The 26,690-nt window shown below is 67.7% G+C and carries 23 protein-coding genes; 11 read left to right on the top strand and 12 right to left on the bottom strand.

Annotation, left to right across the window (positions count from 1 at the left end; translation table 11 throughout):
• Nucleotides 1-5: 5 nt before the first annotated feature.
• On the top strand, nucleotides 6-260 hold the full coding sequence (locus HW532_RS03560) for a ribbon-helix-helix domain-containing protein (protein ID WP_213163099.1): 255 nt from the start codon (nucleotides 6-8) through the stop codon (nucleotides 258-260).
• On the opposite strand, the gene HW532_RS03565 is transcribed toward HW532_RS03560, so the two are convergent.
• Together HW532_RS03565 and HW532_RS03570 are read right to left on the bottom strand one after the other, a co-directional pair.
• Nucleotides 224-4,498, bottom strand: coding sequence for an AsmA family protein (locus HW532_RS03565; protein ID WP_213163100.1), 4,275 nt, complete (start codon nucleotides 4,496-4,498; stop codon nucleotides 224-226). The genes HW532_RS03560 and HW532_RS03565 overlap by 37 nt on opposite strands.
• Nucleotides 4,499-4,636: 138 nt before the next feature.
• Nucleotides 4,637-6,037 carry an FAD-binding oxidoreductase gene (locus HW532_RS03570; RefSeq protein WP_213163101.1) on the bottom strand — a complete coding sequence of 467 codons (1,401 nt, stop codon included), beginning with the start codon at nucleotides 6,035-6,037 and terminating at the stop codon, nucleotides 4,637-4,639.
• A 133-nt stretch (nucleotides 6,038-6,170) separates the two neighbouring features.
• Between HW532_RS03570 and HW532_RS03575 the strand changes: the two genes are divergently transcribed.
• The 3 genes from HW532_RS03575 (at nucleotide 6,171) to HW532_RS03585 (ending at nucleotide 10,762) form a co-directional block, all read left to right on the top strand.
• Complete coding sequence (locus HW532_RS03575; RefSeq protein WP_213163102.1) at nucleotides 6,171-6,656, top strand: thioesterase family protein; 486 nt, start codon at nucleotides 6,171-6,173, stop codon at nucleotides 6,654-6,656.
• A gap of 13 nt (nucleotides 6,657-6,669) precedes the next feature.
• Nucleotides 6,670-8,307, top strand: a complete 1,638-nt coding sequence (locus tag HW532_RS03580; protein ID WP_213163103.1) for a chloride channel protein — start codon at nucleotides 6,670-6,672, stop codon at nucleotides 8,305-8,307.
• 94 nt (nucleotides 8,308-8,401) lie between these two features.
• Nucleotides 8,402-10,762, top strand: coding sequence for an ATP-dependent helicase (locus HW532_RS03585; RefSeq protein WP_213163104.1), 2,361 nt, complete (start codon nucleotides 8,402-8,404; stop codon nucleotides 10,760-10,762).
• Nucleotides 10,763-10,850: 88 nt separating this feature from the next.
• Here HW532_RS03585 and HW532_RS03590 read toward each other — a convergent pair whose 3' ends face one another.
• Entirely contained in the window at nucleotides 10,851-11,555 is a 705-nt protein-coding gene (locus HW532_RS03590; RefSeq protein WP_213163105.1) for a glutathione S-transferase family protein, read from the bottom strand.
• 107 nt (nucleotides 11,556-11,662) lie between these two features.
• Between HW532_RS03590 and HW532_RS03595 the strand changes: the two genes are divergently transcribed.
• The 4 genes from HW532_RS03595 to HW532_RS03610 all read left to right on the top strand — a co-directional run bounded on the left by HW532_RS03595 (nucleotide 11,663) and on the right by HW532_RS03610 (nucleotide 15,940).
• Nucleotides 11,663-12,037 (top strand): winged helix-turn-helix transcriptional regulator, encoded by a 375-nt coding sequence (locus tag HW532_RS03595; protein ID WP_246479506.1) that lies wholly within the window; start codon nucleotides 11,663-11,665, stop codon nucleotides 12,035-12,037.
• Between the two features lie 211 nt (nucleotides 12,038-12,248).
• Entirely contained in the window at nucleotides 12,249-13,085 is an 837-nt protein-coding gene (locus HW532_RS03600) for a transporter substrate-binding domain-containing protein (protein WP_213163106.1), read from the top strand.
• Nucleotides 13,082-14,104 (top strand): amino acid ABC transporter permease, encoded by a 1,023-nt coding sequence (locus HW532_RS03605; protein WP_425491923.1) that lies wholly within the window; start codon nucleotides 13,082-13,084, stop codon nucleotides 14,102-14,104. The genes HW532_RS03600 and HW532_RS03605 overlap by 4 nt, the downstream gene beginning before the upstream one ends.
• Nucleotides 14,105-14,224: 120 nt before the next feature.
• Nucleotides 14,225-15,940: a thiamine pyrophosphate-dependent enzyme gene (locus HW532_RS03610; protein WP_213163107.1), complete on the top strand. Its 1,716-nt coding sequence runs from the start codon at nucleotides 14,225-14,227 to the stop codon at nucleotides 15,938-15,940.
• A 6-nt stretch (nucleotides 15,941-15,946) separates the two neighbouring features.
• Here HW532_RS03610 and HW532_RS03615 read toward each other — a convergent pair whose 3' ends face one another.
• Nucleotides 15,947-16,855 (bottom strand): DMT family transporter, encoded by a 909-nt coding sequence (locus HW532_RS03615; RefSeq protein WP_213163108.1) that lies wholly within the window; start codon nucleotides 16,853-16,855, stop codon nucleotides 15,947-15,949.
• 201 nt (nucleotides 16,856-17,056) lie between these two features.
• On the opposite strand from HW532_RS03615, the gene HW532_RS03620 reads away from it, so the two are divergent.
• A complete protein-coding gene (locus HW532_RS03620) occupies nucleotides 17,057-17,962 on the top strand; it encodes a helix-turn-helix transcriptional regulator (protein WP_213163109.1) in 906 nt (301 codons plus the stop codon).
• Between the two features lie 42 nt (nucleotides 17,963-18,004).
• Nucleotides 18,005-18,856: a 50S ribosomal protein L11 methyltransferase gene (locus tag HW532_RS03625; protein WP_213163110.1), complete on the top strand. Its 852-nt coding sequence runs from the start codon at nucleotides 18,005-18,007 to the stop codon at nucleotides 18,854-18,856.
• A 382-nt stretch (nucleotides 18,857-19,238) separates the two neighbouring features.
• Here HW532_RS03625 and HW532_RS03630 read toward each other — a convergent pair whose 3' ends face one another.
• Both HW532_RS03630 and HW532_RS03635 read right to left on the bottom strand, forming a co-directional pair.
• The gene (locus HW532_RS03630; protein ID WP_213163111.1) at nucleotides 19,239-19,454 is read right to left on the bottom strand and encodes a DUF1127 domain-containing protein; all 216 of its coding nucleotides are present in this window, start codon (nucleotides 19,452-19,454) and stop codon (nucleotides 19,239-19,241) included.
• Between the two features lie 267 nt (nucleotides 19,455-19,721).
• A complete protein-coding gene (locus HW532_RS03635; protein WP_213163112.1) occupies nucleotides 19,722-19,934 on the bottom strand; it encodes a hypothetical protein in 213 nt (70 codons plus the stop codon).
• Nucleotides 19,935-20,212: 278 nt separating this feature from the next.
• Between HW532_RS03635 and HW532_RS03640 the strand changes: the two genes are divergently transcribed.
• Entirely contained in the window at nucleotides 20,213-22,033 is a 1,821-nt protein-coding gene (locus tag HW532_RS03640) for an aminopeptidase P family protein (RefSeq protein ID WP_213163113.1), read from the top strand.
• Here HW532_RS03640 and HW532_RS03645 read toward each other — a convergent pair.
• From HW532_RS03645 to HW532_RS03670, 6 genes are all read right to left on the bottom strand, one after another.
• On the bottom strand, nucleotides 22,023-22,325 hold the full coding sequence (locus HW532_RS03645; protein WP_213163114.1) for an AzlD family protein: 303 nt from the start codon (nucleotides 22,323-22,325) through the stop codon (nucleotides 22,023-22,025). The two genes, HW532_RS03640 and HW532_RS03645, sit on opposite strands and share 11 nt — an antisense overlap.
• On the bottom strand, nucleotides 22,322-23,026 hold the full coding sequence (locus HW532_RS03650) for an AzlC family ABC transporter permease (protein ID WP_213163115.1): 705 nt from the start codon (nucleotides 23,024-23,026) through the stop codon (nucleotides 22,322-22,324). The genes HW532_RS03645 and HW532_RS03650 overlap by 4 nt, the downstream gene beginning before the upstream one ends.
• Before the next feature lie 114 nt (nucleotides 23,027-23,140).
• A complete protein-coding gene (locus tag HW532_RS03655) occupies nucleotides 23,141-24,004 on the bottom strand; it encodes an AraC family transcriptional regulator (RefSeq protein WP_213163116.1) in 864 nt (287 codons plus the stop codon).
• 233 nt (nucleotides 24,005-24,237) lie between these two features.
• Nucleotides 24,238-24,873 (bottom strand): glutathione S-transferase family protein, encoded by a 636-nt coding sequence (locus HW532_RS03660; protein WP_213163117.1) that lies wholly within the window; start codon nucleotides 24,871-24,873, stop codon nucleotides 24,238-24,240.
• 72 nt (nucleotides 24,874-24,945) lie between these two features.
• Nucleotides 24,946-25,743, bottom strand: a complete 798-nt coding sequence (locus tag HW532_RS03665) for a phosphate/phosphite/phosphonate ABC transporter substrate-binding protein (protein ID WP_213163118.1) — start codon at nucleotides 25,741-25,743, stop codon at nucleotides 24,946-24,948.
• 9 nt (nucleotides 25,744-25,752) lie between these two features.
• On the bottom strand, nucleotides 25,753-26,598 hold the full coding sequence (locus HW532_RS03670) for a helix-turn-helix domain-containing protein (RefSeq protein ID WP_213163119.1): 846 nt from the start codon (nucleotides 26,596-26,598) through the stop codon (nucleotides 25,753-25,755).
• Nucleotides 26,599-26,690 lie beyond the last annotated feature (92 nt).

The raw sequence follows: 26,690 nt of genomic DNA on the forward strand, positions 1-26,690 counted from the left end.
ACATCATGTCAGGGGGTACTGGCACCGGCTCGCGCCGGCCGCTCAAGCGGTCCGTCGTGGTCGCCGGTCATTCGACGAGCATTTCGCTCGAACCGGAATTCTGGGATGCGTTGCGCGAGATCGCCGACGAGACCGACAAGACGCTCAACGAGCTCATCACGGATATCGACGCCGAGCGGGCGGGCCGCGGCCTGTCGAGCGCGGTGCGGATCTTCGTCCTGAACTATCTGCGCGACCCCTCGAGGCGGTCGGGCTCCTGAGACCAGTCACGCTCCGTCGGCTCCACCGGGGAAATCCCCTGCGGTGCCGGCGCGGTGCGGTCGGTCGGCAGGGTCGTGCCCGGCGGAAGGCCCAGATCGTTGGGCGGCAACAGCCGGTTCAGCAGATTGATGGGCTCCATGCCGATGTCGTCGCGCGAGGCGGACGACGCTCCGCCCTGCGACGGGCTGCCGCCTGCGCGCCCTTCTTCGAGCGTGTCCAGCGGCACGGCCGGAGCCGCCTCCTCGATCAGCTTCCTGATCGGGTCGGACCGGGGCTCGGAAGCGGGCGCGGCCTGGGGCTGGGGGGCAGGCCGGGATTGAGGTTGAGACCGGGGGACCGTCCCGCCAGAGCCTCCGTCGGGTGCGGCGAGCGGCATCTTCTCCACCGCCTCGCTTGAATCGATCCCGGGGACGATCACGCTGCGCGGCGAGTCCTGCCGGGCCTCTTCGGCCTCGCGCCGCGCCGCGTCCTCGGCCTGGCGACGCGCTTCCTCCTCGGCCTTTCGCCGGGCAGTTTCCTCCGCCTGCCTTCGGGCCTCTTCCTCTGCCCGCTGCCGTGCCGCCTCTTTCGCCTGCCGTCGGGCCTCGTCCTCCGCCCGCTGCCGTGCCGCCTCTTCCGCCTGCCGGCGCGCCTCTTCCTCCGCCCGTTGCCGTGCCGCCTCCTCGGCCTGCCGGCGGGCCTCCTCCTCCGCCCGTTGCCGCGCCGCCTCCTCGGCCTGCCGCGCGGCCTCGTCCTCCGCCGATGGCCTTCCGGCGCCGGAGGCATCCGTCTGGGGAACGCCGTTCAGGATGCGCTCCTGCTCGCGCTGCAGCTCTTCCAGCCGATCCATGCCTTCCTGAAGCACGCGCACCACGAGATAGGAGCGCAGGCTCGTCGTGTCGTAGCTGCGCTCAAGCGCGCGCGGACGACCGCTCAGCACAAGCTCCAGGGGCGGCACGCCCGGATATTCGTCGAGCCCCAGCCGCCAGGACATGTCGGCCCTCGCCTCGCCGAGGTCGAAGAAGCTCTCCACCTCGCCGGACGCGCCGTCGCCCGTCACCTGCACGGGATCGAAACGCATCAGCCCGTTCTCGACCTGCACGTCGCCCGCCCCGCCGGCAAAGCGCATGGTGCCGTCCTGCAGGAGCCGGCGGATCAGGGCATCGAGTTCGCCAGGGGTCGCGGCATCCTTGATCGCGGCGGAGAACGACGCCGGACTGATCCCCGCAAGCATGCCCTCGCGCAGCCGGTAGCGGCCCTCGCCCGAAAGGCCTGCGACGAGCCCGGCGGGGCTGCGCCCGTGCCCCTCGAAGGCCAGCGTCAGGCCCAGCGCACCGTCGACCGCCCGTCCGCCAGAGGCCATGCGCGTGAGCGCGCCGAGCGGCAGGCCGCGCGCATCGAGCTTGCCGCTGACCGCCAGGCCGCTGCCGCCTCTGGCTTCGGCGGAAAGATCGAACCGCACCGGCTCGCCGTCGAACGCGCCCTCGACATCCTCGAGCGCGAACCGGTTCTCGCCGAACCGCGCGGACAGGGACGCATCGAGGAGAGCGAGCGGGCCGGCAATGTCGAGCCGGCGCGCCGTCACCGCGACGCCGCCATCGAGCACGCCGAGCCTCGACAGCGCAAAGGACCCGGCCGACCAGAGCGTTTCCGGGCGGGGAACCTCGCCAGCCGCCCGGCCGGGCTCCGTCAGCGCCGTCGCGAGGAGCCAGGGCAGCGACAGCCTGTCCAGATGGAGCTCGCCGCCGATCCGCGCGGGCACGGAGGCAAGATCCACGGTTCCGGAGAATTCGGCCGCCCCGCCGGCGACCGTTCCCTCCGCCCCGTCTATGGCGACCGCGAGCCCCTCCCCCGAAATGCGGCCCTTGAGCGCGAGCCTCCGGTCCACACCCGCCGGCGCCATGCCGAGAAGGCGGTAGAAACGCCCCGGCGTATCGGAGGAAAGCGTCCAGGTGCCCTCATAGCCGAGCGTGCCCTCGCGATCGCGCGCCGTCGCGTCGACGCGCGCGGCGATACCGGCAAGTTCGGCGCTCGCGCGCAGGTCTAGCGCATCGGACAGCGCGCCCGCCGCCTCCAGCCGCATCTCGCCCGGCCCGTCGGCGCCGCCCATCCCGCCGCCGGCAAGGCCGAGCATGGACAGCAGCGCACCGCCGCGCTCGCTGGAGGCCTTGAGATCGGCGACGATCTCCGCCTCGCGCCAGGCATCGACCGCACCGTCGAAGGAGCCCCGCCCGGCAAGGGCGGTCTGCCCGGCCTTGCCCTCGATCCGGACGGTGGCCGCGACCGCCTCCCCCGCCGCCTGCGGACGCGTATCGGCGCTCGCGGTGAGATCGAGGGGCCCGAGCGCGCGCGCCCATTGGGGCGCGGCGGACGGCCTTGCCGTATCCACGAGACCGGCAAGGCGCAGGAAGGGCAGCGGATCCTCCGCCGTCAGCGTGGCCGTCAGGCGGCCATCGGGCTGGCCGGCAAGCGAGCGTACCAGTCCGGCCACCTTCAGCCGGGCATCGCCGATGCGCCCGAACTCAAGCACGCGGATATCCGCATTGCCGTCGTCGAGCGCGACATCGACCGTCACGTCGTCGGCCTCCACACCGCGATAGATCAGCCGGCCGACGCCGATATCGAGCGCAAGGTCGGTCGTCTCGAGCCACTGCGCATCGATGTCCGGCATGAGCGCGGACAGCGCCGCCCAGCGCGCCTCCTCCGCATCGGGTGCGGCCTCGCCGTCGCCGACGGCTGAGGGCGGAACATAACGGTCGAGATCGAGCGTGTCGGCATCGAGCTTCACGCTCCACGACGCGCGCTCGCCCGCCGAGTAGTTCACGGAGACCTTGCCGCTCGACTCATCCAGCGAGAAAAGCCCGTCGGTCAGTCTCATGCGGCCGGGAGCGACATCGAATTGCCCCTTGAGTCCGAGCCTTGCGCGCGCGGGCCCGCGCTCGATGAGCGGCTTGAGCGCCGGAATGGCCCAGGAGGCGAAGGTCGAGCCGTTGAGCGCCTCCACCACGACATCGCCGGCAAGCTGGGGCGGTGTGAGATGGCTGAGATAGAGCCCCGTGACCGTTGTGCGCGCACGCCCCGGCGCAATGCCGGACAGCTCCTTGACGGCGAGCCGGTCGCTGTCGACCTGCGCGGAGAGGCGGAAGCTCTCTATGGTCTCCGGTCCGAGGCCGAGAAGCGCCGTCTTGAGTGAGACGGAGAGCTCCATGCCGCGAGGAATACCGGAGAGGAAGCCGTCCAGCATGGCCAGCAGGCCGTCCGGGCCCGGCACGGAGGCGGTGCCCGCGAGCAGCGTGTCGAGCGACAGCCGGCTCGCCTCCAGCCGCGCATCGAGCCCGATGGTCTTGCCGAGCCGGATCTCCGCGCGCCCCGTGATCAGATTGCCGACATTGGCGTCGTCGGGAAGGTTTATCTCCACATCGTCGAGCCGCAGCCGGTCCTCCAGCGCGGCGACATTGGCGCGCAACAAGGCGCCCGCAGCGGTTCCGGGCGCTCCCGGCTTCTCGTCGAGCCCGCCGCGTTCGACCTTCAGGACACCGGAGAGCCCCGCCGCGCCGGGCCCGCCGAGCTCCCCGTCGAATGCATAGACGAAGGACGCGGCCTCCGCCGGCACGACGCGCAGGCCGATGCCCAGCGACGCATCCGCCCGCCAGCGACCGACCGAGAGCGAGATGTCAATCGGCTCCCCGCCATAGCGCGCGCTGCCGTGCATGCGGAACGGTCCGGCCAGCGATGTGGCGGAGATGTTCGCCTCCACGGCGTCGAGCTCAGCCGATCCGCCGCGACGCTCGTCGCGCAGCGCGACAGCACCGTCCCGGATCACCAGATCGTCGACCGCGATATCGTCGGGATCGACAGGCAGGCCGCCGGCCCCGCCCGGCCTGATGGCCCACGACCACCGCCCGTCGGCGGAGCGGTTCACCATCAGCTCGGGACCGTCGAGCTCCATGCGGGTCACCCGCACCACGCCGCGCAACAGGGGCGGCAGGGCGAGCTGCATGTCCACATGGTCGACGGACAGGAAGTTTTCGGTTCCCGTATCGTCGACCACCCGCACATCGTTCAGCCGGATGCGCGGCAACGGCACGAGCCGCACGGAGATATCGCCGGCGACCTCGACCGGCCGGCCCGCGATCCGCTCGCCCACGCGCTCGAAATCGGCGCGGTACCGGTTCCAGTCGACGACGAACGGCCCGACCACCCCCGCCGTCAGGACGAGGATGAGGACAATTCCCACAAGCAGCAGCGGCGACTTCATTACCGAGGCTCCCGGCGCGCGGGCCCCTCAGCCGCGCTCAACTGCATCCATCGGCCGTGCTGTCGTGTCATGGCGACCAGAATAGGCGACAAAACCGGCTGGAACCAGACGGGCATCGGGTGCCGGCGCCGCACGGGATCACACTGCGACAATCTTGCCCGGATTCATGATGTTGCCGGGATCGAGCGCCGCCTTGATGGCGCGCATGACCTGAAGGCCCGGCCCGTGCTCGGCCTCCAGGAACGGCTTCTTGCCGACGCCCACGCCGTGCTCTCCGGTGCAGGTGCCGTCCATGGCGATGGCGCGCATGGCGAGCCGCTCGGAGAACGCCTTGGCGCGCCCCTTCTCCTCCGCGTCGGAGGGATCGCAGAACAGCAGCACATGGAAATTGCCGTCGCCCACATGGCCCACGATCGGACCGAACAGCCCGCTCTCGGCAAGGTCCCGCTTGGTCTCCACGACACATTCTGCAAGCCTGGAGATCGGCACGCAAACATCGGTGGAGAAGACCTCCTTGGCCGGCATGAGCGACTTGCCCGCCCAGAAGGCGTCGTGGCGCGCCTGCCAGAGCTTCGTGCGGTCCTCCGGCTTCGTCGTCCAGTCGAACGGGCCGCCGCCGAACTCCTGCGCGATCTCGCCGAAGGTCTCGCTCTGCTCGTGCGTGCCGGCCTCGGTGCCGTGAAACTCCAGAAACAGCGTCGGCGTCTCCTTCAGTCCGAGATCGGAATAGGCGTTGCAGGCGCGCACCTGCACCTCGTCCAGAAGCTCGATCCGCGCGACCGGAATGCCCATCTGGATGGTCATGATGACGGCATTGCACGCGCTCTCGATATCCGGGAACGGGCATACGCCGCCGGAAATCGATTCGGGGATGCCGTAGAGCCGCAGGCTCACCTCCGTGATGATGCCGAGCGTGCCTTCCGAGCCGACCAGGAGGCGCGTGAGATCGTAGCCGGCGGACGACTTCCTGGCGCGCCGCGCGGTGTGCACGATCTCGCCGTCGACCATCACCGCGGTCAGGTTCAGCACATTCTCGCGCATGGTGCCGTAACGCACCGCATTGGTGCCGGAGGCGCGCGTCGCGGCCATGCCGCCAAGGCTCGCATCTGCGCCCGGGTCGATGGGGAAGAAGAGCCCGGTGTCGCGAAGATACTCGTTGAGCTGCTTGCGCGTCACGCCGGCCTCGACGCGGCAGTCGAGATCCTGCTCGTGAACCTCCAGCACGCGGTTCATCTGGGAGAGGTCGACCGAGATGCCGCCATGGGGCGCGGAGAAATGGCCCTCCAGCGACGTCCCCGTCCCGTACGGGATCACCGGCACGCCATGGGCGGCGCAGATGCGCACGATACGCGAGACCTCTTCCGTCGACTGCACGAAGGCGACCGCGTCGGGCGGATCGCCCGGGTTCCAGGTCAGATCCTTGCCGTGCTGCTCGCACACCGCGGCGGAGCGGCTGATTCGCTCGCCCAGGAATGCTGCAATCTCGTCTACCGCACGCGCCACCTTGTCCGGCGCCACGTGGCCAGCCGCATCCATCATCCGTTTCGGACCTCGTTGCCTGCTCAAGCCCGCGCCGGCAACCTTTGCCCGCGCGGTTCCGTCTGCTATGGCTTGCGATCCTAGCAGAGGTTACGGGGATCCTGCACAACCGATTCCGGGGGACAAGGCAAGCATGACAAGCGACGCGCTCTTCCGTTCATCCGTCATGACCGTCGAGCCGCAATGGATCGACTATAACGGCCATCTCAACATGGCCTACTACAATGTGCTGTTCGACCACGGCGTCGACGAGGCCTTTGCGGGACTCGGGCTTGGACCGGACTATGTGAAGACGCACAACGCCTCCTTCTACACGATGGAGGTCCATCTGACCTATCTGCGCGAGCTGATGGAGGGCGACCCCGTCTCCATCACGCTTCAGATGCTCGACTGCGACGCCAAGCGCTGCCACTTCATCCAGTCCATGTATCATGCGACAGAGGGTTATCTGGCCGCGACGTCGGAGCAGATCTGCATGCATGTCGATATGGGCCTGAAGAAGAGCGCACCCTTCCCTGCAGAGATCCACGACAACATCAAGGCCATGCAGGAACGCCATGCCGCATTGCCCCGGCCGCCGCAGGTCGGCCATGTGATCGGCATTCCGCGCAAGGCGTGAGACCGGCAATGCCATGTCCGTCCTGACCGCCGATCTGGGGCGCCTGTTCCGCGAACGCATCGTTCCGAACCTGCGGGCCATGTGGAACGACCGCAGCCCGCTGATCTGGCTCGTCGCCCTGGTGATCGGCGTCGCCGGCGCCTATGGCATCCTCGCCTTCCGGGAAGGTATCGGCGCCGTCCAGTGGCTGTGGCTGGGCGACGGACACGAGCACCTCACCGCCTCGCTGGCGGGCGCCATCCCCTGGTGGCTGGTGATCGCCGGCCCGGTCTGTGGCGGCCTCGCCGTCGGGCTTCTCCTGCAATATGTCATGCCCACGCGGCGCGCCCACGCGGTGGCCGACGTGATCGAGGCGGAAGCGCTCGGCGGCGCGAGAATACCGCTGCGGTCGGGGTTCTGGAGCGCCGTCATCTCCGCGGTCTCGCTCGGTTCGGGCGCGAGTGCCGGCCGGGAGGGTCCCGCCGTCCATCTCGGCGCGGCCATCGCCTCGATGCTCTGCCGCAAGTTCGGCTTCGTGACGGCCACCCGGCGCGTCATTCTCGGCTGCGGGGCGGCGGCGGCCGTCTCCGCCTCGTTCAACGCGCCCATTGCCGGCGTTCTGTTCGCCCACGAGGTCGTCCTCGCCCATTACGCGCCGTCCGCCTTCATTCCGCTCGTCATCTCCAGCGTGAGCGCGGCTGTCTTCACAAGGCTTCATCTCGGGGATTTCCCGGCCTTCATCATCCCCTCCTACCAGATCACCTCCTACTGGGAGTTTCCGGCCTTCGCGCTTCTGGGCCTCACCTGCGGCCTCGTCGCCGCCTGCTTCCAGTTCTCCGTCATGACCGCGGACTGGACGGCGCGCCAGATCCGCTGCCCGCTCTGGGTCCGGCCCGTGGTCGGCGGCGTGCTTGTCGGCGCCATCGCGATCTATGTGCCGGAGGTGCTCGGCGTCGGTTACGAGGCGACCAATCTCGCCCTTCACCAGAAGCTCAGCCTCGGGCTGCTCTTCACCCTGCTGTTCGCCAAGACAGCGGCAACCGCGGTCACGCTGGCGAGCCGCTTCGGCGGCGGGGTCTTCAGCCCGTCGATCTATCTCGGCGCCATGACCGGCGGCGCCTTCGGCGTGATCGCCGCGAGCGTCTTTCCGGAGGCCGCGTCGAGCCAGGGCCTCTATGCCATTCTCGGGATGGGGGCGGTGGCCGGCGCCGTGCTCGGCGCGCCGATCTCGTCCGTCCTCGTCGTGGTCGAGCTCACCGGCGGCTTCGACATGACCATGGCCGTCCTCGTTGCCGTATCCATCTCGTGGGGCGTGATGCAGGCGGTGCACGGCCAGAGCTTCTTCCACTGGCAACTATCGACGCGCGGCGTGCTGCTGCAGGGCGGACCGCACCGCCGCGTGATGCGCACGCTCACCGTCGCGAGCTTCATGACCCCGCTGACCCCGGAAGAGGAGGCCGAGCCTCCGGCGCTCGAGCCGGACCTGCCGACACTCACGCCGGACACGACGCTTGGCACGGCACTGCGCACCTTCAATGCCCGCGGCTACAGCCGGATCGCCGTCGTCGACCCGGACGAGGAGACGCGCATCGTGGGCTGGGCCGACTATGTGGCGGCGCTCAACACCTTCAACACAGCCCTGATCGAGGCGGAACAGGAAGAGCACCGCTGACCGTCCGGCGATCTTCTTTTGTTCTTCCGGCATCGCATCCGGCTCAAGAGATGTTATATATCTCTTCGACTCCCCAATCCGAATGTAGGCGCGAATGGCACCGAGCAAATCCATCGATCTGGGCGATTTCGACGACGACGACGACGCCCCCCTGCCGGCACGCGGCGGCATTGCCGCGCGCGCCATGGGGACGGCGGAGGCGCCCTATCTGAGCACACTCAACGAGGAGCAGCGCGTCGCGGTGGAAAGCCTCGACGGGCCGGTCCTCGTGCTCGCCGGCGCCGGCACGGGCAAGACGCGCGTGCTCACCACCCGCCTCGCCCACCTGCTCGCCACCGGCCGCGCCTGGCCGGGCCAGGTGCTCGCCGTGACCTTCACCAACAAGGCCGCGCGCGAGATGAAGGAGCGCATCGGCCTGCTCATCGGCGGCGTGGTGGAGGGCATGCAGTGGCTCGGCACCTTCCACTCCATCGGGGTCAAGATCCTGCGCCGGCATGCCGAGCTCGTCGGGTTGAAGTCCGACTTCTCGATCCTCGATACCGACGACCAGATCCGGCTCCTGAAGCAGATCGTCGCGGCCCACGATCTCGACGAGAAGCGCTGGCCGGCGCGCCAGCTCGCCTCCCATATCGACGGCTGGAAGAATCGCGGCCTCCTGCCCGAAAAGGTGCCCGCCGGCGAGGCGCACGCCTTCGCCAACGGCAAGGGGGCGGAACTCTATGCGGAATACCAGGAGCGGCTGAAGATCCTGAACGCAGCCGATTTCGGCGATCTGCTTCTGGAGACGCTGCGCCTGTTCCAGGAGAACCCGGACGTCCTCGCAGACTATCAGCGCCGCTTCAAGTACATGCTGGTGGACGAGTATCAGGACACCAATGTCGTCCAGTATCTCTGGCTGAGGCTGCTCGCGGGCGGGCACGGCAATATCTGCTGCGTGGGCGACGACGACCAGTCGATCTATGGCTGGCGCGGCGCGGATGTCGACAACATCCTGCGCTTCGAGAAGGACTTTCCCGGCGCGAAGGTGATCCGGCTCGAGCGCAATTATCGCTCCACGCCGCACATACTGTCGGCGGCCTCCGGCCTGATCGCCAACAATGAGGGCCGGCTCGGCAAGACGCTGCACACCGATCTCGACAAGGGCGAGCAGGTGGTCGTGCGCGGCCACTGGGACGGCGAGGAGGAGGCCCGCGCCATCGGCGACGACATCGAGGCGCTGCAGCGCGAGGGCCATGTCCTGAACGAGATCGCCATCCTCGTGCGCGCCTCCTTCCAGATGCGCGAGTTCGAGGACCGGTTCATCACGCTCGGCCTGCCCTATCGCGTGATCGGCGGCCCGCGCTTCTACGAGCGCGCGGAGATCCGGGACGCGCTCGCCTATCTGAAGGTGACCGCCCAGCCCGACAACGATCTCGCCTTCGAGCGCATCGTCAATGTGCCCAAGCGCGGTATCGGCGATACCAGCGTGAAGCGCGTGCGCGAGCTCGCCCGCACGCGCGGCATCCCGCTCTACCGCGCCGCCCAGGAGATCGTTGAGACGGAGGAGCTGCCCGCCAAGGCGCGCAACTCGCTTAAAGGTCTGCTGGAAAGCTTCAGGCGCTGGCGCGCGCTTCTCGACGGGCTGCCGCACACCGAGCTCGCCGAGATCGTGCTCGATGAGTCCGGCTATACGGAGATGTGGCAGAACGACAAGTCGCCCGACGCGCCGGGCCGGCTCGACAACCTGAAGGAGCTCGTGCGCTCCATGGACGAGTTCGAGAACATGGCCGGCTTCCTGGAGCATGTCTCGCTGGTCATGGATTCCGACGCGCTGCAGAGCGACGACAAGGTCTCGCTCATGACGCTGCATTCCGCCAAGGGGCTGGAGTTCGACACCGTCTTCCTGCCCGGCTGGGAGGAAGGGCTCTTCCCGCATCAGCGCGCGCTCGACGAGAGCGGGCGCGCCGGGCTGGAGGAGGAGCGCCGGCTCGCCTATGTCGGCATCACGCGCGCCAAGCGGCTGTGCAAGATCTCCTTTGCCCAGAACCGGCGTATTCACGCCATGTGGCAGACGGCGCTGCCCTCGCGCTTCATCGACGAGCTGCCGGAGAGCCATGTGGCGGTCGAGGAGGCCGCCTCCCCCCATGCCGGTTTCGGCTGGGGCCGCGGCGGCTTCGGCGAAAGCCGGTTCGACCGTGCCAATCCGTTCTCCACCGGCTACGAGACGCCCGGATGGAAGCGCGCCCGGGCTGCCTATGACAGCGGGGAATCGGTGCGCCACGCCCCGCATTTCATCGAGGGCGAGCTGGTCGCGCGAGAGGATGCCGAAGCCACCCCGTTCCAGCGCGGCGAGCGCGTCTTCCACATGAAGTTCGGCTACGGCACCGTCTCCGCCGTCGACGGTAACAAGCTCACCATCGACTTCGAGAAGGCTGGCACCAAGCGCGTGCTCGCCTCCTTCGTCGAGCGGCCCTGATCTCTTGGCATCGCCGATGGGCCGCGCCCATGGCAAGACATTGCAGGCGCGGGCGGGCGCGAGCGTGCCCCGCCCGCACCCGACCATGTCACCCGCCGAACTCGCCGATCACATCGGCGAGCGCCAGATGGCCCGTACATCCCCGCCCCGGCAGATCCGTCTCGCCGCTTTCCAGCGCGGTCGCGTAGGCGACGGCCGGGTCCGCCTCCAGGCGCGCGCGAACCGCGGACAGTTTCGGCCAGTGGCTCCTGTCGGCGACCTCGTGGAAATCCAGCCAGCGCGCGACGCCAATGAGCAGGCCATCCGCCAGGGTGGGCCGGTCGGCGACCAGGAACGGGCCGTCCCCGATCATCTCCTCGATCCTGTCATGGCGTTCGAGCACGGCTGCGCGCCCCCAGTCCCGCAAGGCCGACTCCATCGCCGGATTGGGCGGGTCCATTTCCATGGCCGCCCAGATCGGGCTGAACGCGCCGGTGAACCCCGTATTGATGAACGCCATCAACCGGTGCATCCGGTCGGCCTCCCGCGAAAGCGGATCGAAGCTGATCCGCCGGTCTGAATCGCGCGCTTCGAGCCATGCCGCGATCGCCATCGTTTCGGTCAGCACATCGCCCCTGTCGGTAATGAAGGCGGGCGTCTCGACGCGCGGATTGATCCGCCTGTAGGCCGGCTCGCGCATCTCGCCCAGCATGTCGACGCGGCAGAGCCGGTAGGGTTTGCCGAGCCATTCCAGGGCCGCGACAAGGCCCATGGAGCTTCCCAGCGGGACGCCGTAGAGTAGGATGGGTTCCATGATTGGTTCTCCGTGATTTCTGGTGATCACGCTGCGCAGCGAAACTGGACATTAGCGGATCGCGGCTCCAGGTAAATTACGCACCTTTTTGTAACCATGAGCAGCCCATGAAAGATCTTGTCTCCCGCTGCCCGATCGAAGAGGTGATGCAGGTTCTCAGCGGCCGCTGGCCGACCCTGCTCCTCTATTATCTGAAGGATGGCACCAAGCGGTTCAGCGACCTGCGCCGGGACAACCCGTCGATCTCGCACAAGATGCTGGCGCTGGAGCTCCGCAAGCTGGAGGATGCGGGCATCGTCCAGCGCACCGAGTTCGACGGCTATCCGCTTCGCGTCGAGTACGACCTGACCCCGGCGGGCCACGGGCTGGTGCCGCTCATCGATGCCCTGGGAGACTGGTGGATGCGGACCGATGCCGGTTGTCCCCGTGCGGACACCGTGAACGCGGAGTCCGGGCTTTCCCGGTCGAGAACGACCGATTGACTGCAACCGGGGCGGGCCCTGCCCGCCGGGCGGCGGCTTTCCGCGGGGGACCGCATGCCGGCTCACGCGCCATATGCCGGCAGAACGTCTCGTCGAGCCAGCCATCGCATGCGGCCCGATGGCGATGGCGAGACCACAACGGCAGGCTGCAGTGCTTGTCTCGCGAGCCATTTTCGCGGATCATCCCTGCATAGAGCCAGGGAGGGCCATAATGAAAGCTGCACACATCCTTGCCGCCGGTCTGGCGGCCGCCTTTATCTCGACCGCGCCGGCCACGTCCTTTGCCGGCGAAACGCTCGACCGGGTGATGGACACCAAGACACTCACCCTGTCGTCCGACGCGTCCTATCCGCCCCAGTCCTTCTTGAACGACGACAACGAGATGGACGGCTTCGACGTCGACGTCGCCAAGGAGATCGCCAAGCGCCTCGGCGTGGAGCTGAAGATCATCACGCCCGCCTGGGAGGTGATCACGGCAGGCAACTGGAACGGGCGCTGGGACATCTCGGTCGGCTCCATGACGCCGACCAAGGCGCGCGCGGAAGTGCTCAACTTTCCCGCCGTCTATTACTACACGCCGGCCTCCTTCGCCGTTCATACCGACTCCAAGGTGACCTCGGTCGACGAGCTCAACGGCAAGGTCATCGGCGTGTGCGGGGGCTGCACCTACGAGGCCTATCTGAAGAAGGACCTCGTGATCGACGCGGAGGGCGCACCGCCCTTCGAGTATCAGGTCGAGCCCGGCGAGATCCGCTCCTACGAGACCGACACCAATGTGTTCGACGATCTCAGGCTCGGCGACGGCACCCGGCTCGACGCCGCACTGTCGGCGCTTCCGACCATCCAGGAGGCCGTCAAGAACGGCTATCCCATGAAGGTCGTGGGCGATCCGGTCTATTACGAGCCGCTCGCCGTTGCGACCGACAAGGGCGATCCGGAATTCGACGCCAAGATCGCCGAAATCGTGAAGGACATGCACAAGGACGGCACCCTCAAGGCGCTGTCGGAGAAATGGTACGGCACGGATCTGACAACGGTTAAGCAGTGACCGGTCGAGACAATGCAGGCGTGCGTCCGGACGGCGGTCCGGACGCCGCCACACCGGCGTCGCTGGTCGACAGCGTCCTGGAGCATCCGCTCGCCCAGCGGATGCTCCTTTTTCTTTTCGGCGTCGCCGTCTTCACCCTGATCGACCTTCGCGGCACCGGCATTGGCGAGCTTCTACGCCCGGCGCTCGGCGCGCCCGCCGAGAGCGGCCTGTGGGGGCGGTTCGCCATGGCCGTGGTGCTGACGACGGCCATCGCCTTCAACATCGTCGTGGTGAACCTGCTGCCCAGATGGTCGCAGGTGCCGGTGGTGTGGGCGGAGCTCCTGTTCCTGTTCCTCGCCTTCTTCTACTCGTTCGACCTGTCCTACGAGTTCATCGGCCGCAAGATCGGCTTCCTGATCACCCAGGGCGCCTTCACCACCATCTATATCTCGCTCGTTTCCATCGCGATCGCCTCGGCCATCGCCATGGCCGCGGCGCTTGCGAAGATGTCGAACAACGCCATGGCCTATGGCGTGGCGACCTTCTACATCTCCTTCTTCCGCGGCCTGCCGCTCCTGATGCAGATCTACCTGATCTATCTCGGCCTGCCACAGCTCGGCTTCGTGGTCGACCCCGTGCCCGCCGGCATCGCCGCCCTCTCGGTCTGCTACGGCGCCTATATGGCGGAGATCTTCCGTGCCGGTATCCAGGGGGTGCCGCCCGGCCAGAACGAGGCGGCGCGCGCGCTGGGCCTCAAATCCGGCGTCACCTTCCGCAAGATCGTGCTGCCCCAGGCGATGCGCCTCATCGTGCCGCCGACGGGAAACCAGTTCATCGCCATGCTGAAGGACTCCTCGCTCGTCTCCGTGGTCGGTGTGTGGGAGCTGACCTTCCTCGCGCGCACCCAGGGGCGCTCGGAGTTCAAGCATCTGGAGATGCTGATCACCGCGGCCCTCATCTACTGGGTCCTGTCCATCTGCTTCGAGATGCTGCAGGCACGGCTGGAGGCCTATTACGGGCGCGGCGAGCGACGATAGTGCAAGAACGAGAACCTTCGGCCCGCAATCCGGCACGGCGTTAATGGAATTGACGGACGACTGTGCCCTTATAGGCTCCTCGCAACCGGCATAGAGCGAACCGACAGGGAGACGGTACCAATGGCGAAACTCGTAGCCGACGTCATCGTGGAGACATTGCAGGAAGCCGGCGCCAAGCGCTGTTACGGCATTGTCGGCGACACGCTGAACCATGTGACCGACGCCATGCGCCGCAAGAAGATGGAATGGGTGCATGTCCGCCACGAGGAGGTCGGCGGTTTCGCGGCCGGCGCGGAAGCCTACATGACCGGCGAGCTGACGGTCTGCGCGGGCTCCACGGGGCCGGGCAGCCTGCACTTCGTCAACGGCATCTTCGAAAGCCACCGCAATGGCGCGCCCGTCGTGCTGATCGCCTCGCAGATCGACCGCGTTCAGGAGGGGCTCGGCTTCCCCCAGTCCGTCGACCAGCGCAAGATCTACGAGCAGTGCTCGGTCTTCTGCGAATATATCTCGCATCCCGACCAGGCCCGCCGCATCACCGCCATGGCGGCGCAGGCCGCCCTCACCCGGCGCGGCGTCGCGGTGATCGTCGTCAATGGCGACACCACCAAGGAGACCATCGAGGACGAGCTCCACTGGCGCGTCTCCCGGCCGAACCCCGTGACGCGCCCCGCAGACGACGAGCTCGAAACGCTCGCCGGCCTGATCGCCGAGGCGAAGAAGATCACCATCTATGGCGGCTATGGCTGCCGGAACGCCCATGACGAGGTGGTCGCGCTCGCCGCCAGGCTGAAGGCCCCCGTCGCCCACACCTCGCGCGCCAAGGAATTCCTCGAATACGACAATCCCTACGATGTCTCCATGACCGGCATCATCGGCATCAAGTCGGGCTTCGAGGCCCTGGAGAACTGCGACCTCCTGATCTGCCTCGGCGCCAATTTCGCCTGGACGCAGTACTATCCGCACAAGGCGAAGATCGTGCAGATCGATACCGCGCCGGAGAACCTCGGCAAGCGCACGCCGGTGACGCTCGGCCTCGTCGGCGACGTCAAGCACACGATCGAGGCCCTGCTGCCCATGGTGGAGGAGCGCAGCGACGACAGCTTCCTCAAGGCGTGCCTGAAAGAGCACGAGAAAAGCCTCAAGGCGCTCGACGACCAGACGAAGGAGCCGTCGCCCGACCTCATCCACCCGCAGTTCGTCGCCAAGACGCTCAGCGAGCTGGCCGATGACGACGCGATCTTCACCGCCGATGGCGGCACGCCCTTCGTCTGGCTCCTGCGCTATATCCGCGCCAACGGCAAGCGCCGCTTCCTCACCAGCCTGCTGCACGGCACCATGGCGAACGCCTTCCCCCAGGCTATCGGCTGCGCCAAGGCCTATCCCGGCCGCCAGGTAATCGCCATGTGCGGCGACGGCGGCATGACCATGCTGATGGGCGACCTCCTGACGCTCGTGCAGGAGGAGCTGCCGGTAAAGCTGCTGGTCTTCCGCAACAACACGCTCGGCTTCGTGGAGATGGAGATGAAGGTGGAGGGCATGCTCGACGCCTTCACGGACCTGAAGAATCCCGATTTCGCCGGCGTCGCCAAGGCCTGCGGCTTCCACGGCCTCCATGTGGACAATGCGGACGATCTCGACGGCGCCATGCGCGACTGGCTCGCCCATGACGGGCCCGCGCTGCTCGACGTCGCGGTCAACCGGTTCGAGCTCGTCATGCCGCCCACCGTGGAGGTGAGCCAGGCCGTCTCCACCGCCATGTACGGCGTGAAGGCGGTGCTGAACGGCCGGCTCGACGATGTCTGGGCGATGGCGGAGAACAAGCTGCTCAAATAGGCCGGATCATCTCCCGCGAACCGGTTTCGATCTGCCGGCATTCGATCTTGCCGGCAGCGGCCACCTGCCGAATATCGCGATATTGCCCGCAAGGATGAGCCCGAGGCCCAGAAAGGCGCCCGGGCTCCATTCATAGCCCTCCAGGACCGTGGAGACGGTGAGCGCGACCACCGGAAAGAGCACCGTGGCATAGGCCGCCCGGTCGGCCCCCACCCGCGCGACGAGGGAGAGATAGGCGAGGAAGGCGAGCACCGAGCCCGGCACGGCGAGATAGAGGAGGCTTGCCAGATAGACCGGCGAGCCATCGAGCACGAAGGGGCCGCCGCGGACCGCGGCATAGACCGCCAGAAGCGCCGCGCCCCAGCTCATGCAGCGGACCACCGCATTGGGCAGGTCGGTGCCGCCCGCCGTCGCCCGTGTGGAGACCACATTGCCGAGCGAGAAGACATAGGTTCCCCCGAGCGCCAGCGCGATACCGAGACCGGAGGAGCCCGTGGCCGCCATCTCCCTGCCGAACAGGAGCGCGATGCCGGCTATGCCGAGGCCGGCACCGATGAGAACCCGCGCATTCGGTGCTCGCCCCATGATGAGCCACTGGTTGAACGCGTTGAACACGCTCGCCGCGGAGAAGATGACCGCGATCACCCCGCTCGTGACATAGGCCGTGGCATGATAGATGAGCAGATAGTTGAGCGCGAACAGCGTGACCCCGAGGACCGCGAACCACACATGCCCGCGCAGGGGTACCCGCCTCAACCGTCCGGTCAGCGCAAGTCCGGCCCACAGCGTCGCCGCGGCGATGGCGAAGCGGTAGCAGATCGAAACCTCCATCGGCACCGGCCCGATCTGCAGCTTGATGGCGAACCAGGTGAAGCCCCATGCGAGCACGGTGACGGCAAACAGCAAGGCGGTCATGGGCGGCAGGGTCCTCCCGACAATCTGTACAAACGGGACATGCCGCTCTGGCGGGCGGTATTGCGACCGTTCTGCCCCATCTCCGGCAGGCGGGTCTCACAGCGTCTTGCGGCCCATGTCACGATCTTGCGGCATTTGCGCCGCCAGGGATGCGGCGGGGCTTGCCCGACCCGCCCCTTCCGGTGTTTCCTGAGCGTTGCGATGACTGCAGCAGACCTTGAGGGCAATACCGTTTTCGACTGCCTGAGCCGCGAGGGCGTGCCCTTGCGCGCATCGGCCGCGTTCGGCGACGGCATCGCCGCGGCCCTGTGGGAACGCGACGAACGCGCCTTCACGAGCTACCGCGCACCGAACCACAACACGCTGAGCCTCTATGTGGAGGGCGGAAACGGCATCCGCCGCCTGAACGGCCGCCGCGTCCTTCGAAGCAACGGTTCCGGCAGCGTGTGCCTGATGCCGGACACGCTCACCACGGACTGGGACGTCTCAGGCCCTGTGAGCATGTTCCATCTCTATTTCCCGCGCTCCGCGCTCGACCGGGTCATCGCGGAGGTTCTCGAGGCCGATCCCGCCGCCGTCGCGCTGCGCGACGAGACCTATTTCCAGGATCCCTATCTCGAAGGGGTGATCCGCGCAGCCGTGATCCCCCTGCACTGGGACGAGCCCGGCGACCGGCTGGCGGTCAGCCAGGCCGCGCAGATGATGCTGACCTACCTGGCCACGCGTTTCGCCGAGCGCCCGGCCCGGGCCCGGATCGCCCGCGGCGGCCTCGCCCCGGCAGTACGCCGGCGCGTCGAGGAGTTCGTCGAGGCCCATCTCGACCGGCCGCTCGCCATCCGCGACCTGGCGTCGATCGCGGGCCTGAGCCCCTATCACTTCGCGCGCATGTTCAAGCAGTCGACCGGGGAGAGCCCCCATCACTACGTGCTGCGCAGGCGCGTGGAGCGGGCGAAGACGCTGATCGCGACGGGCGGACTTTCCCTGTCGGAGATCGCCCTTTGCTGCGGGTTTTCGAGCCAGAGCCACTTCACCGCGCGGTTCCGCCAGATCGCCGGCGTGACACCGCGCCAGTTCGCCCGTGCAACGGACAGCGGGCTTGCCGCCTGACGGGACTTTCCCAACTGCCTCCGGGGTGCCATAAGGGCGCCCATGCACACGCTCACCGTTTCAGGACTTGCCCTCGACCGCGCCCGCGCGCTCTCCACCCTCCTGGAAGAGACGGTCGATCCCGCCCCGCTCGCCGTCACTCTCCTGTCGGAGAACGAGGCCGATACCCTTTGGCGCCTGGAGGCGCTCTACGATACGCCGCCCGCCGACAGCGCCCTTGAGAGTGCGATCGCGGGCGCGGAATGGACCCTCGATGCCCTGCCCGAGCGCGACTGGGTCGCCGAATCTCTGAAGGACCTGAAGCCCGTGGCGGCCGGGCGCTTCTTCGTGCACGGCCATCACGACCGCGACAAGCGGCCCGCCGGCCGGATCGGCATCGAGATCGAGGCGGGCCTCGCCTTCGGCACCGGCCACCATGCCACCACGCTCGGCTGTCTGCTCGCGCTCGACGCCATCCTGAAGCGGGAGACGCCCGCCCCCGCCCTCGATGTGGGCTGCGGGTCGGGCGTGCTGGCGCTCGCCTATGCGCGTGCCACGAAATACCCGGTCATCGCCAGCGACATCGACCCGGTCGCCGTGGAGCAGACTGTGGAGAATGCGCGGATCAACGGGGTCGGCGCGCTCGTGCGCGCGCGCCATGCCACGGGGCTCGACGACGCCGTCATTCGCGGCGCCGGTCCCTACGGGCTAATCATGGCGAATATTCTCGCCCGCCCGCTCGCCGCGCTCGCCGGCGACATGGCCGCGCTGCTCGGCCCCGGCGGGCATCTCGTCCTGTCCGGATTGACAGTCGATCAGGAGGCGCAGGTTCTCGGTCCCTATCGCGCGCTCGGCCTTGCGCTGCGCACACGCTACCGCATCGACCGCTGGGCAACATTGGTGCTCGCGGGATAGGCGGCCCCGGCCAGCACCGGCTGGCGGGTTGCCCCGAATTCTTGTCGCCGTCATTCCCGTTCTTGTCTCTGTCATTCCCGTTCTTGTCTCTGTCATTCCCGTTCTTGTCGCTGTCATTCCCGCGAAAGCGGGAATCCATCAGGGCAATAGCGCGGGTACACAATTGGATTCCCGCTTTCGCGGGAATGACGAGAAGCAACGGATGCTCGAATGGCGTGCGTGGACCGTTGGAGTCCGGGAGGGAAAACGCCCCCCAGAAACGGGAACGGCCCTCTCCCCCGCCCGAAACCTTTGCGCCATACTCACGACGCGAAAGTCCCGGGAGGGAAAGAGGGCCGCCTTGGAGCCGAAGCTCCAAGGGGGAGGGAGCTCCAAAATTCGGTCAGGCGTTGTCGCCGTTCCAGACCATCCGGCGGATCTCGCTCCGCTTCAGGCCGATATCCATCAGGAGGCGGTCATCGAGCTCCTCGAGCTCGCGCTCCGCACGGCTCAGCTCGACGTAGCGCTTCACCCGCGACGCCAGGCGCGCGAAGAAGGACGGACCGCCGACAGTGCCGCCACGCACCGCACGATCGTTTCCAAAGGTTGCCACACTCATCTCAATTCTCCATTGCACACGGACTGTTAAAATGGGCGCCGGGACCGGGTATTCCGAACCCGACGCCCAAGGCTCTTCTGGGGAGGAAGAAGAGCGTGCGGCGCCGTCTCCGGACAACCGCGAAACTCATGTTGCGTCGGTATATATGTGGGTTCCGGTCTGGTCGGCTAGAGGGACTTTTGCATTGCAGCGATGCGCCGCGTGCATAACCCTCACATGACCCGTATGCCGTACCCGCATGGCTGCCTTCCCTGCAGCCCGTTCACCTCACAGACGGCTCTTCAGCTCGTTACGGTCGAAGCCCAGCGCCTTGAGCGTTTCATCGTCGAGATTGCTCAGATAGGGCGCGATCTGGCGCCGCGCCTCATGCAGGCGGGCTTCCTGAAGACGGTCCATAACCTTATGATATTTCTCAACGAACTTGTTGAGCCACCTGTTGTCGGCCACATGCTCCGCATGCGTATTGCCCACATAGGCCATTGTCCTGCTCCTTCGGTTCCGGACGTTTCTGGAGGGGTCTGTCGTCGCCTCTTGCCGGCGCCGTGTCCCTCAAGTTCGACCGGAATGTATGTCCGCCTCCGCTGAACGACCACCCATCATTGTGCATCGCAGCAATGCCGTTCTGGCATGGCACCGTGACGGCGGTACGACCGGCCCATGGCAAAACGATGATGCCCCCTCCCCGTCGGCGCGTCTTCGCATCCCGCGCTGAATGCGATAGAGCTTGGAAGAGACGGTTCCCACGCGGAGAGTGCGACATGTTCCAGACCTTCGAGGATGCCGGCGAGACGGCGCAGACGGGCGAACGGCTGAAGGCGCTGCGCGCAGAGCTCGAGCGGCTCGGCGTGGACGGCTTTCTCGTCCCGCGCGCCGACGAGCATCAGGGCGAGTATGTCGCGGCCTATGCGGAGCGCCTGTCCTGGCTGACGGGCTTCACCGGCTCGGCCGGTCTCGCCGTCGTGCTCGCCGACCGCGCGGCGATCTTCATCGACGGGCGCTACACGATCCAGGCGCGCGAACAGGTGGACACCGCGCTCTTCACCCCCTGCCATCTCATAGACGAGCCGCCAGCCACATGGCTCAAGGCCAACCTCCGCGAAGGCCAGACGCTCTCCTACGATCCCTGGCTTCACACGAGCGACCAGATCGCCCGCCTCGCCAAGGCCTGCAGGGCGGCGGGCGCGGCGCTCGTCGCTCTCGACAGCAATCCCGTCGACACGGTCTGGACGGATCAGCCGCCGCGCCCGGCGGCCCCCGCCGTGCCGCACCCGACGCAGTTCGCCGGCAAGTCCGTTGCGGACAAACTCGCCGAGCTCTCTTCAAGCCTTGAGGAGACCGGCGCGGACGATGCGGTGCTGACCCTGCCGGATTCCATCGCCTGGGCCTTCAACATCCGCGGGCACGACATTCCGCACACGCCCGTGGCGCTCGCCTTCGCCATTCTCCCCCGCGAGGGGCGCCCGACGCTCTTCATCGCGCCGGAGAAGGCCGACGAGGCGCTTCGCGACCATCTGGCCCAGACCGTCGACATCGCCGCGCCGGAAGCCTTCGAGCCGGCGCTCCGCACGCTCGGCGAGGCCGGCCGACGGGTGCTCGTCGATCCGGCCTGCGCGCCGGAGAAGATCCGCACGCTCCTGGCCGATGCCGGCGCGGAGATCGTCGCCGCGCAGGATCCCTGCATCCTTCCCAAGGCGCGCAAGAATGCCGTCGAGATCGAGGGCTCGCGCATGGCCCACCGGCGCGACGGCGCGGCGATGGCTCGCTTCCTCGCCTGGCTCGACCGCGAGGCGCCCCTGGGCCATGTGGACGAGATCTCCGCGGCGGAGACGCTTGAGGCCCTGCGCGCGGAGACCGGTGTTCTGGAGGATATCAGCTTCGACACCATCTCCGCCTCCGGGCCCCATGCCGCCCTGCCCCATTACCGGGTCTCGCGCGCCTCCAACAGGCCGCTCGCGCCCGGCGAGATCTATCTCGTCGATTCCGGCGCGCAATACCGCGACGGCACCACCGACATCACCCGCACCATTGTCGTGGGCGAGCCGACGGTGGAGATGCGCGACCGCTTCACTACCGTCCTCAAGGGCCATATCGCGATTGCCCGGATCCGCTTCCCGGCACGGACCACCGGCGCCCAGATCGACATCCTCGCGCGCATGGCGCTGTGGCAGAAGGGGCTCGACTTCGACCACGGCACGGGCCACGGCGTCGGCAGCTTCCTGTCGGTGCACGAGGGGCCTGCGCGCATCTCCAAGGCCGGCCATGTGGCGATGGAGCCGGGCATGATCCTGTCGAACGAGCCGGGCTACTACGCGGAGGACCGCTACGGCATCCGCATCGAGAACCTGATCCTCGTGACCGAGGCGGAGCCCGTCGAGGGCGGCGAGCGGCCCATGCACGGCTTCGAGACGCTGAGCTTCACACCGATCGACCGGCGCCTCGTGGAGCCCGCGATCCTCGACGATGGGGAGCTCGCCTGGCTCAATGCCTATCATGCGGAGGTGCGCCGGAACATCGCGCCGCTCCTGGAGGGCGAGGACCTCGCCTGGCTCACCGCCGCGACGGAGCCGATCAGCCGATAAGCGCCCTCAGGCCCACGACCGAGACGACGCCGACGGCGACGACCGCCAGGATCGGCAGCCGGAAGGCGGCGAGCGCCGTGGCGAGGCCGGCGAGCGCCTCCGCCGGCCCGGTCATGAACACCATCGGCGTGATGACCGCGGTGAGCACCGCCACCGGCACCGCATCGAGGCCGGCGCGCACGCGCGGGGTGAGGGTCACGTGGCGCAGGACCCAGAGCCCGGCAATACGGGTGAGGTAGGTCGCAATCCCCATCGCCAGGACGGCATGGAGCGTTGGCAGGGAGAGTGTCATGCCGCCTGCTCCTCGACGTCCTCGGCCATGAACGCCGCGCCCGTCGCAATGCCGGCAAGGCCGCCGGCGAGGATATACCAGGGTCCCGGCACGAGGAGATGGGTCAGCGCGGCGACGGCCGCGCTTGCCGCGACGATGACACCCGTGCGGTAACCCCGCCAGAAGCCCACGATGAGCGCGATGAAGATCGCGGTGAACACGAAGTCGAAGCCGAAGCGCTCCGGATCGCCGAGCGCGGAGCCCGCCAGGGCGCCGGAGACCGTGAGGCCGATCCAGCCCAGATAGAGCGTGACGCCGAGCCCCAGGAAATAGCCCGGCGTGAGCGTGGTGACGCTCGCCCGCCGCTCCGCCAGCGCCCAGATCTCGTCGGCCAGAAAGTAGAGCGAGACATAGCGGCTCGCCGCACTGAAGCGCCCCATATGTCGCGCGATGGACGCGCCCATCATCACATGGCGCAGATTGATCGTGAGCGCGGTGAAGCCGAGCACCAGCCATGGCGCGGGATGCTGCCAGATATCGACGGCGACGAACTGCGAGGCGCCGGCGAAGACAAGCCCGCTCATCAGCCCGACCTCAAGCGGCGAAAGCCCCTTCTGGGCGGCGAGCGCGCCGAAGATCAGCGCGAACGGCGTCACCGCCATGGCGACCGGCAATATGGTCGCAACGCCCCGGGTGAATTCGCTGGCCCAGCTCTCGCGCATCGTTCGCTCCATCGCGTGAAACGGATCGTCGGGCGAAGGAGATAGACGAAGGGCGCAGGCGCGATCTTGAACGAAATTGCTCTCGACGGGGCGTGATGGCCTGCAGGGTCGGGATCAACGCCGGGCGAAGGCGGCCGGCGGCACACCGATACGGGCCTTGAAGGCGCGCGTCAGGTGGCTCTGGTCGGCAAAGCCGCAGGCCGCGGCGACGTCGGCGGCCGCATCGCCGCGCCTGAGCCTCTCTTGGGCGGCACGCACGCGCACATCGGTGAGATAGGCATGCGGGGTAAGCCCCAGATGGCGGCGGAAGACGCGAATCAGGTGATAGCGGCTCAGCCCCGCCACGGCGGCAAGCTCGGCGAGGTCGACCGTACCGTCGAAATGGGTTTCCAGATAATCGCGCGCCAGCCTGACGGCCTCCGGCGCGCGACCGCCCTCGACGGGCGTGCCGCGCCAGTCGCCATTGCGCTTCAGCAGCAGCGCATAGGCCTCCACCAGCGCCTCCTCGCCGCCGAAGGCATCCTCGTCGCGCTCGAGCCGTCCATGGGCGCGCATGAAGGCGGCATAGCCTTCCGGATCGCGCACCAGCGGCTCGCGGAAATAGGGTTGTCCGCTCGCCTCCTCTCCACCGAGCACGTCCTGCGCGATCTCGCGAATCAACGTCTCGGACGGATAGGTCATGCGGTAGGTGAAGCTCGCCCCGTAAGGCTCGCCGTCATGAACCTCGCCCGGATTGACGAAGCACAGATCGCCGGCCCTGGCATATTTCTGCTCGCCGCGCAGATAGTAGGTCTCGCAGCCCTCCAGGATGACGCCGACCACGAAGGTCTCGTGGGTGTGGCGTGCATAACGGTGGTTGCTGAACGTCGCCGACAGGCATTCGAGCGCGTCGTGCCGCTCCGCCCGCCAGAAGCGGTAGCGGTCGCCGGGGCCGACGAGCCCCCGGTCCACGGCCATGCTTTGCTCGATCGCGTCCATGGGCGCCAGTCTAACAGCAGCACCATCCCTTTCCCACCTCTCCCGGTCGGGAGATGACCGGAGCGATGTGGCCGGAGCAGGCCGCACTCGGATCGAAGGCTTGTGCGCACCGGCCCTGGATACCCGCCTGCGCGGGTATGAGCGGTATATCGGGCAGGTGGGCTCTCCCACACCGCTCGCTCCCGCGAAGGCGGGAGCCCAGAGCCACGGACGACGTGCACGAGCGAGCCGCCTTACGGCATCGGAATCTCGGCGCTCTCGTCGGGCACCTTGTAGCCGCGCTGGACGGCCGCGCGCTCCGCAATGCGGACATACCAGTCCTTCACGCGCGGGAAGTCGCCGAGGTCGATCTCCTGCCACTCGAACCGCGCGATCCACGGCCAGATCGCCATGTCGGCGACGGAATAGTCGCCGGCCACATAGTCTCCCGCCGCCTCCAGCCGCTTGTCGAGGACACCGTAGAGCCGGCGCGCCTCCTTGCCGTAGCGCTCCTCCGCATAGGGCGCCTTGCCGGGATTGAAATGCAGGAAATGATGCGCCTGGCCGAGGAACGGGCCGATTCCGCCCATCTGCCACATGAGCCATTCCATGACGCGCCAGTAGTCCTCACCCTCGCCGGCGGGCAGGAACTTGCCCGTCTTGCGGCCGAGATAGAGGAGGATCGCGCCCGATTCCATGAGCGAGAGGCCGGTCTCGTTGTCCACGATGGCCGGAATCTTGTTGTTCGGCGAAACCTTCAGGAAGTCCGGGGCGAACTGCTCATCCTTGCCGATATGGATCGGATGGGTCGTGTAGTCGAGCCCGGTCTCCTCGAGCATGATGGAAACCTTGCGCCCGTTGGGCGTGCCCCAGGTGTAGAGATCGATCATCTGTCCAGAGTCCCGCTTTGGTGGGTTTGTGGGTGGGTGTGGCGGAAGGGAGCTGCCGGAAACCGGCCCGCGCTAAAGATCGAGCATGCCGCCGCCATGCGCAAGACCGGCCACGGCCTCCTCATAGGCCGTCTCCGCGAACCGGACGAACCCGGTCAGGAACAAGGCGGCGCGCGCGGCCTCAAGATCGGGCCGTGCCATCGCCTCCCGAAGCCCGTCGCAAAGCCGCGCCACGCGATCATCGCCGCCTTCGGCACTCGTGACAAAGGGCAATCCCGGCGCGTGAGACGACCGCGCGATCTCGCAAAGCTCCGCCATGAGCGCCGGCCGGTGCCGACATGCGATCGCCGCGGCCACGCAGTCGACGGCGCAGAGATCGGCTCGCCCCCGCACCACCGCCTCGATGGAGGCGGCGTGGCTGCCGGTCACGAGGGCGCGCGAGAAGAACCGTCCGTCTTGGGCGAACGGCGCGAAGGCCGCCTTCAGCATCCAGTATCCCGACAGCGAGTCCCGCCCGTTGATCGCCGCGACCGCGCCGCGCAGGCCCTCAAGGCTCCCCGCCCCGCTGCCTGCGCGGACCAGAACCAGGCTGCAATATCGGCCATCGGCAAAGCCGTCCACGCCATAGGCCGGGGTCGCGACGAGCCTCAGCCGCGACCGCCATTGCGTGACGAACGGATAGCCGCAGGTCTGGCTCACGAGCAGATCGTCCGCCCCCCAGATCTCCCCAAGGGTCCGCCCGCGCGTGAGCCGGTCCGGCACCGCGTCGAGGCCCGCGCGCCGGAGACAGCCGGCAAGCCCCGCCCACCAGTCGTCATAGGCACGGCGAAGCTCCGGCCAGTCATACATGGGAAAGGCGGCGATTCCCATCGGGCTCCCTCACCCCACCTTGCCGATCAGCCCGTCCATATAGGCCGCGCAATCGTGCGGCTGGATGCGGGCATGCCGGATGAGACTATCGAAATGGCGCGTGAGCTCGCGGATATGGGCTGTGGAGGTGAAGACGAAATACATGTCGCCGATATAGATCGCCGCCCGCTTCGGCCCGAACACCGTATAGGGCACGGAGAAGTGCTCCAGCCCATCGTAGAGGAACCAGCGGAATGTCGGGTAGAGCTCGTCGGAGAGCCGGGCGATTCGCTCAAGTTGCTCGCGCCGGTCGGCGGCGGGAAAACGAGCCCAGATGCCTTCGCCGCGCGCGAACCCCTCGATCATCTGATAGGCGCTGCACACCTCGATATCCGTCTCCGGCCGGCGGCTGTAGGCAAGCTCCGACTGGGCGTCCTCCTCGCGCTCGTCGGTCGTCGGCCCGGGCCGGCGCAGATATTCGTAGCCGATCACCGCCCGCGTCTTGAGGAAATCGGGAATGGTGGTCGGCACATGGCGGATCTTGAAGCCCGCCGCCTCCTCGCGCCAGCGCGTCAGGCGCTGGTCGGCGGGGCTTCCCGCGCCCGTCTCGATCTCGAGCTGGGGCACGATCTCCGCGGCCACCTTGTCCTTCTGGCTCAACCCCAGAAGCCAGTCCACGGAGACATTGTGGCGCTCGGCGAGCGCGGCGATGGTCTCCGCGCGCGGCAGGCGCACCGCGCTCTCGGAGAGGAGCTGCGACAGGGTCGACCTGTCGAGCCCGGCACTCGCGGCAAAGCGCGAGCGCGAGAGGCCGGTCCGCGCGATCAGCTCGGCGAGCCTCTGTCGGAAGACATCCACCGTTTGGCGTTTATCCATGGGACAATTCGCAGCATATCGGCATCATTGTTTATGATTATCACCAATTGCGCCTGATGTGTGCAAGACGAAACGGATCATGCGCATTCCCC

This window comes from Kaustia mangrovi (genome assembly GCF_015482775.1).
In the GTDB taxonomy this organism is placed as follows: Bacteria; Pseudomonadota; Alphaproteobacteria; order Rhizobiales; family Im1; genus Kaustia; species Kaustia mangrovi.

Excerpts from the sequence above, each read along its gene's own strand:
- HW532_RS03580 (WP_213163103.1), top strand. The coding sequence starts at position 6,670 with ATGTCCGTCCTGACCGCCGATCTGGGGCGCCTGTTCCGCGAACGCATC.
- HW532_RS03560 (WP_213163099.1), top strand. The coding sequence starts at position 6 with ATGTCAGGGGGTACTGGCACCGGCTCGCGCCGGCCGCTCAAGCGGTCC.
- HW532_RS03610 (WP_213163107.1), top strand. The coding sequence starts at position 14,225 with ATGGCGAAACTCGTAGCCGACGTCATCGTGGAGACATTGCAGGAAGCC.
- HW532_RS03600 (WP_213163106.1), top strand. The coding sequence starts at position 12,249 with ATGAAAGCTGCACACATCCTTGCCGCCGGTCTGGCGGCCGCCTTTATC.
- HW532_RS03670 (WP_213163119.1), bottom strand. The coding sequence starts at position 26,598 with ATGGATAAACGCCAAACGGTGGATGTCTTCCGACAGAGGCTCGCCGAG.
- HW532_RS03630 (WP_213163111.1), bottom strand. The coding sequence starts at position 19,454 with ATGAGTGTGGCAACCTTTGGAAACGATCGTGCGGTGCGTGGCGGCACT.
- HW532_RS03575 (WP_213163102.1), top strand. The coding sequence starts at position 6,171 with ATGACAAGCGACGCGCTCTTCCGTTCATCCGTCATGACCGTCGAGCCG.
- HW532_RS03665 (WP_213163118.1), bottom strand. The coding sequence starts at position 25,743 with ATGGGAATCGCCGCCTTTCCCATGTATGACTGGCCGGAGCTTCGCCGT.
- HW532_RS03570 (WP_213163101.1), bottom strand. The coding sequence starts at position 6,037 with ATGATGGATGCGGCTGGCCACGTGGCGCCGGACAAGGTGGCGCGTGCG.
- HW532_RS03635 (WP_213163112.1), bottom strand. The coding sequence starts at position 19,934 with ATGGCCTATGTGGGCAATACGCATGCGGAGCATGTGGCCGACAACAGG.
- HW532_RS03645 (WP_213163114.1), bottom strand. The coding sequence starts at position 22,325 with ATGACACTCTCCCTGCCAACGCTCCATGCCGTCCTGGCGATGGGGATT.
- HW532_RS03625 (WP_213163110.1), top strand. The coding sequence starts at position 18,005 with ATGCACACGCTCACCGTTTCAGGACTTGCCCTCGACCGCGCCCGCGCG.
- HW532_RS03660 (WP_213163117.1), bottom strand. The coding sequence starts at position 24,873 with ATGATCGATCTCTACACCTGGGGCACGCCCAACGGGCGCAAGGTTTCC.
- HW532_RS03595 (WP_246479506.1), top strand. The coding sequence starts at position 11,663 with ATGAAAGATCTTGTCTCCCGCTGCCCGATCGAAGAGGTGATGCAGGTT.
- HW532_RS03565 (WP_213163100.1), bottom strand. The coding sequence starts at position 4,498 with ATGAAGTCGCCGCTGCTGCTTGTGGGAATTGTCCTCATCCTCGTCCTG.
- HW532_RS03615 (WP_213163108.1), bottom strand. The coding sequence starts at position 16,855 with ATGACCGCCTTGCTGTTTGCCGTCACCGTGCTCGCATGGGGCTTCACC.
- HW532_RS03655 (WP_213163116.1), bottom strand. The coding sequence starts at position 24,004 with ATGGACGCGATCGAGCAAAGCATGGCCGTGGACCGGGGGCTCGTCGGC.
- HW532_RS03650 (WP_213163115.1), bottom strand. The coding sequence starts at position 23,026 with ATGCGCGAGAGCTGGGCCAGCGAATTCACCCGGGGCGTTGCGACCATA.
- HW532_RS03585 (WP_213163104.1), top strand. The coding sequence starts at position 8,402 with ATGGCACCGAGCAAATCCATCGATCTGGGCGATTTCGACGACGACGAC.
- HW532_RS03620 (WP_213163109.1), top strand. The coding sequence starts at position 17,057 with ATGACTGCAGCAGACCTTGAGGGCAATACCGTTTTCGACTGCCTGAGC.
- HW532_RS03590 (WP_213163105.1), bottom strand. The coding sequence starts at position 11,555 with ATGGAACCCATCCTACTCTACGGCGTCCCGCTGGGAAGCTCCATGGGC.
- HW532_RS03640 (WP_213163113.1), top strand. The coding sequence starts at position 20,213 with ATGTTCCAGACCTTCGAGGATGCCGGCGAGACGGCGCAGACGGGCGAA.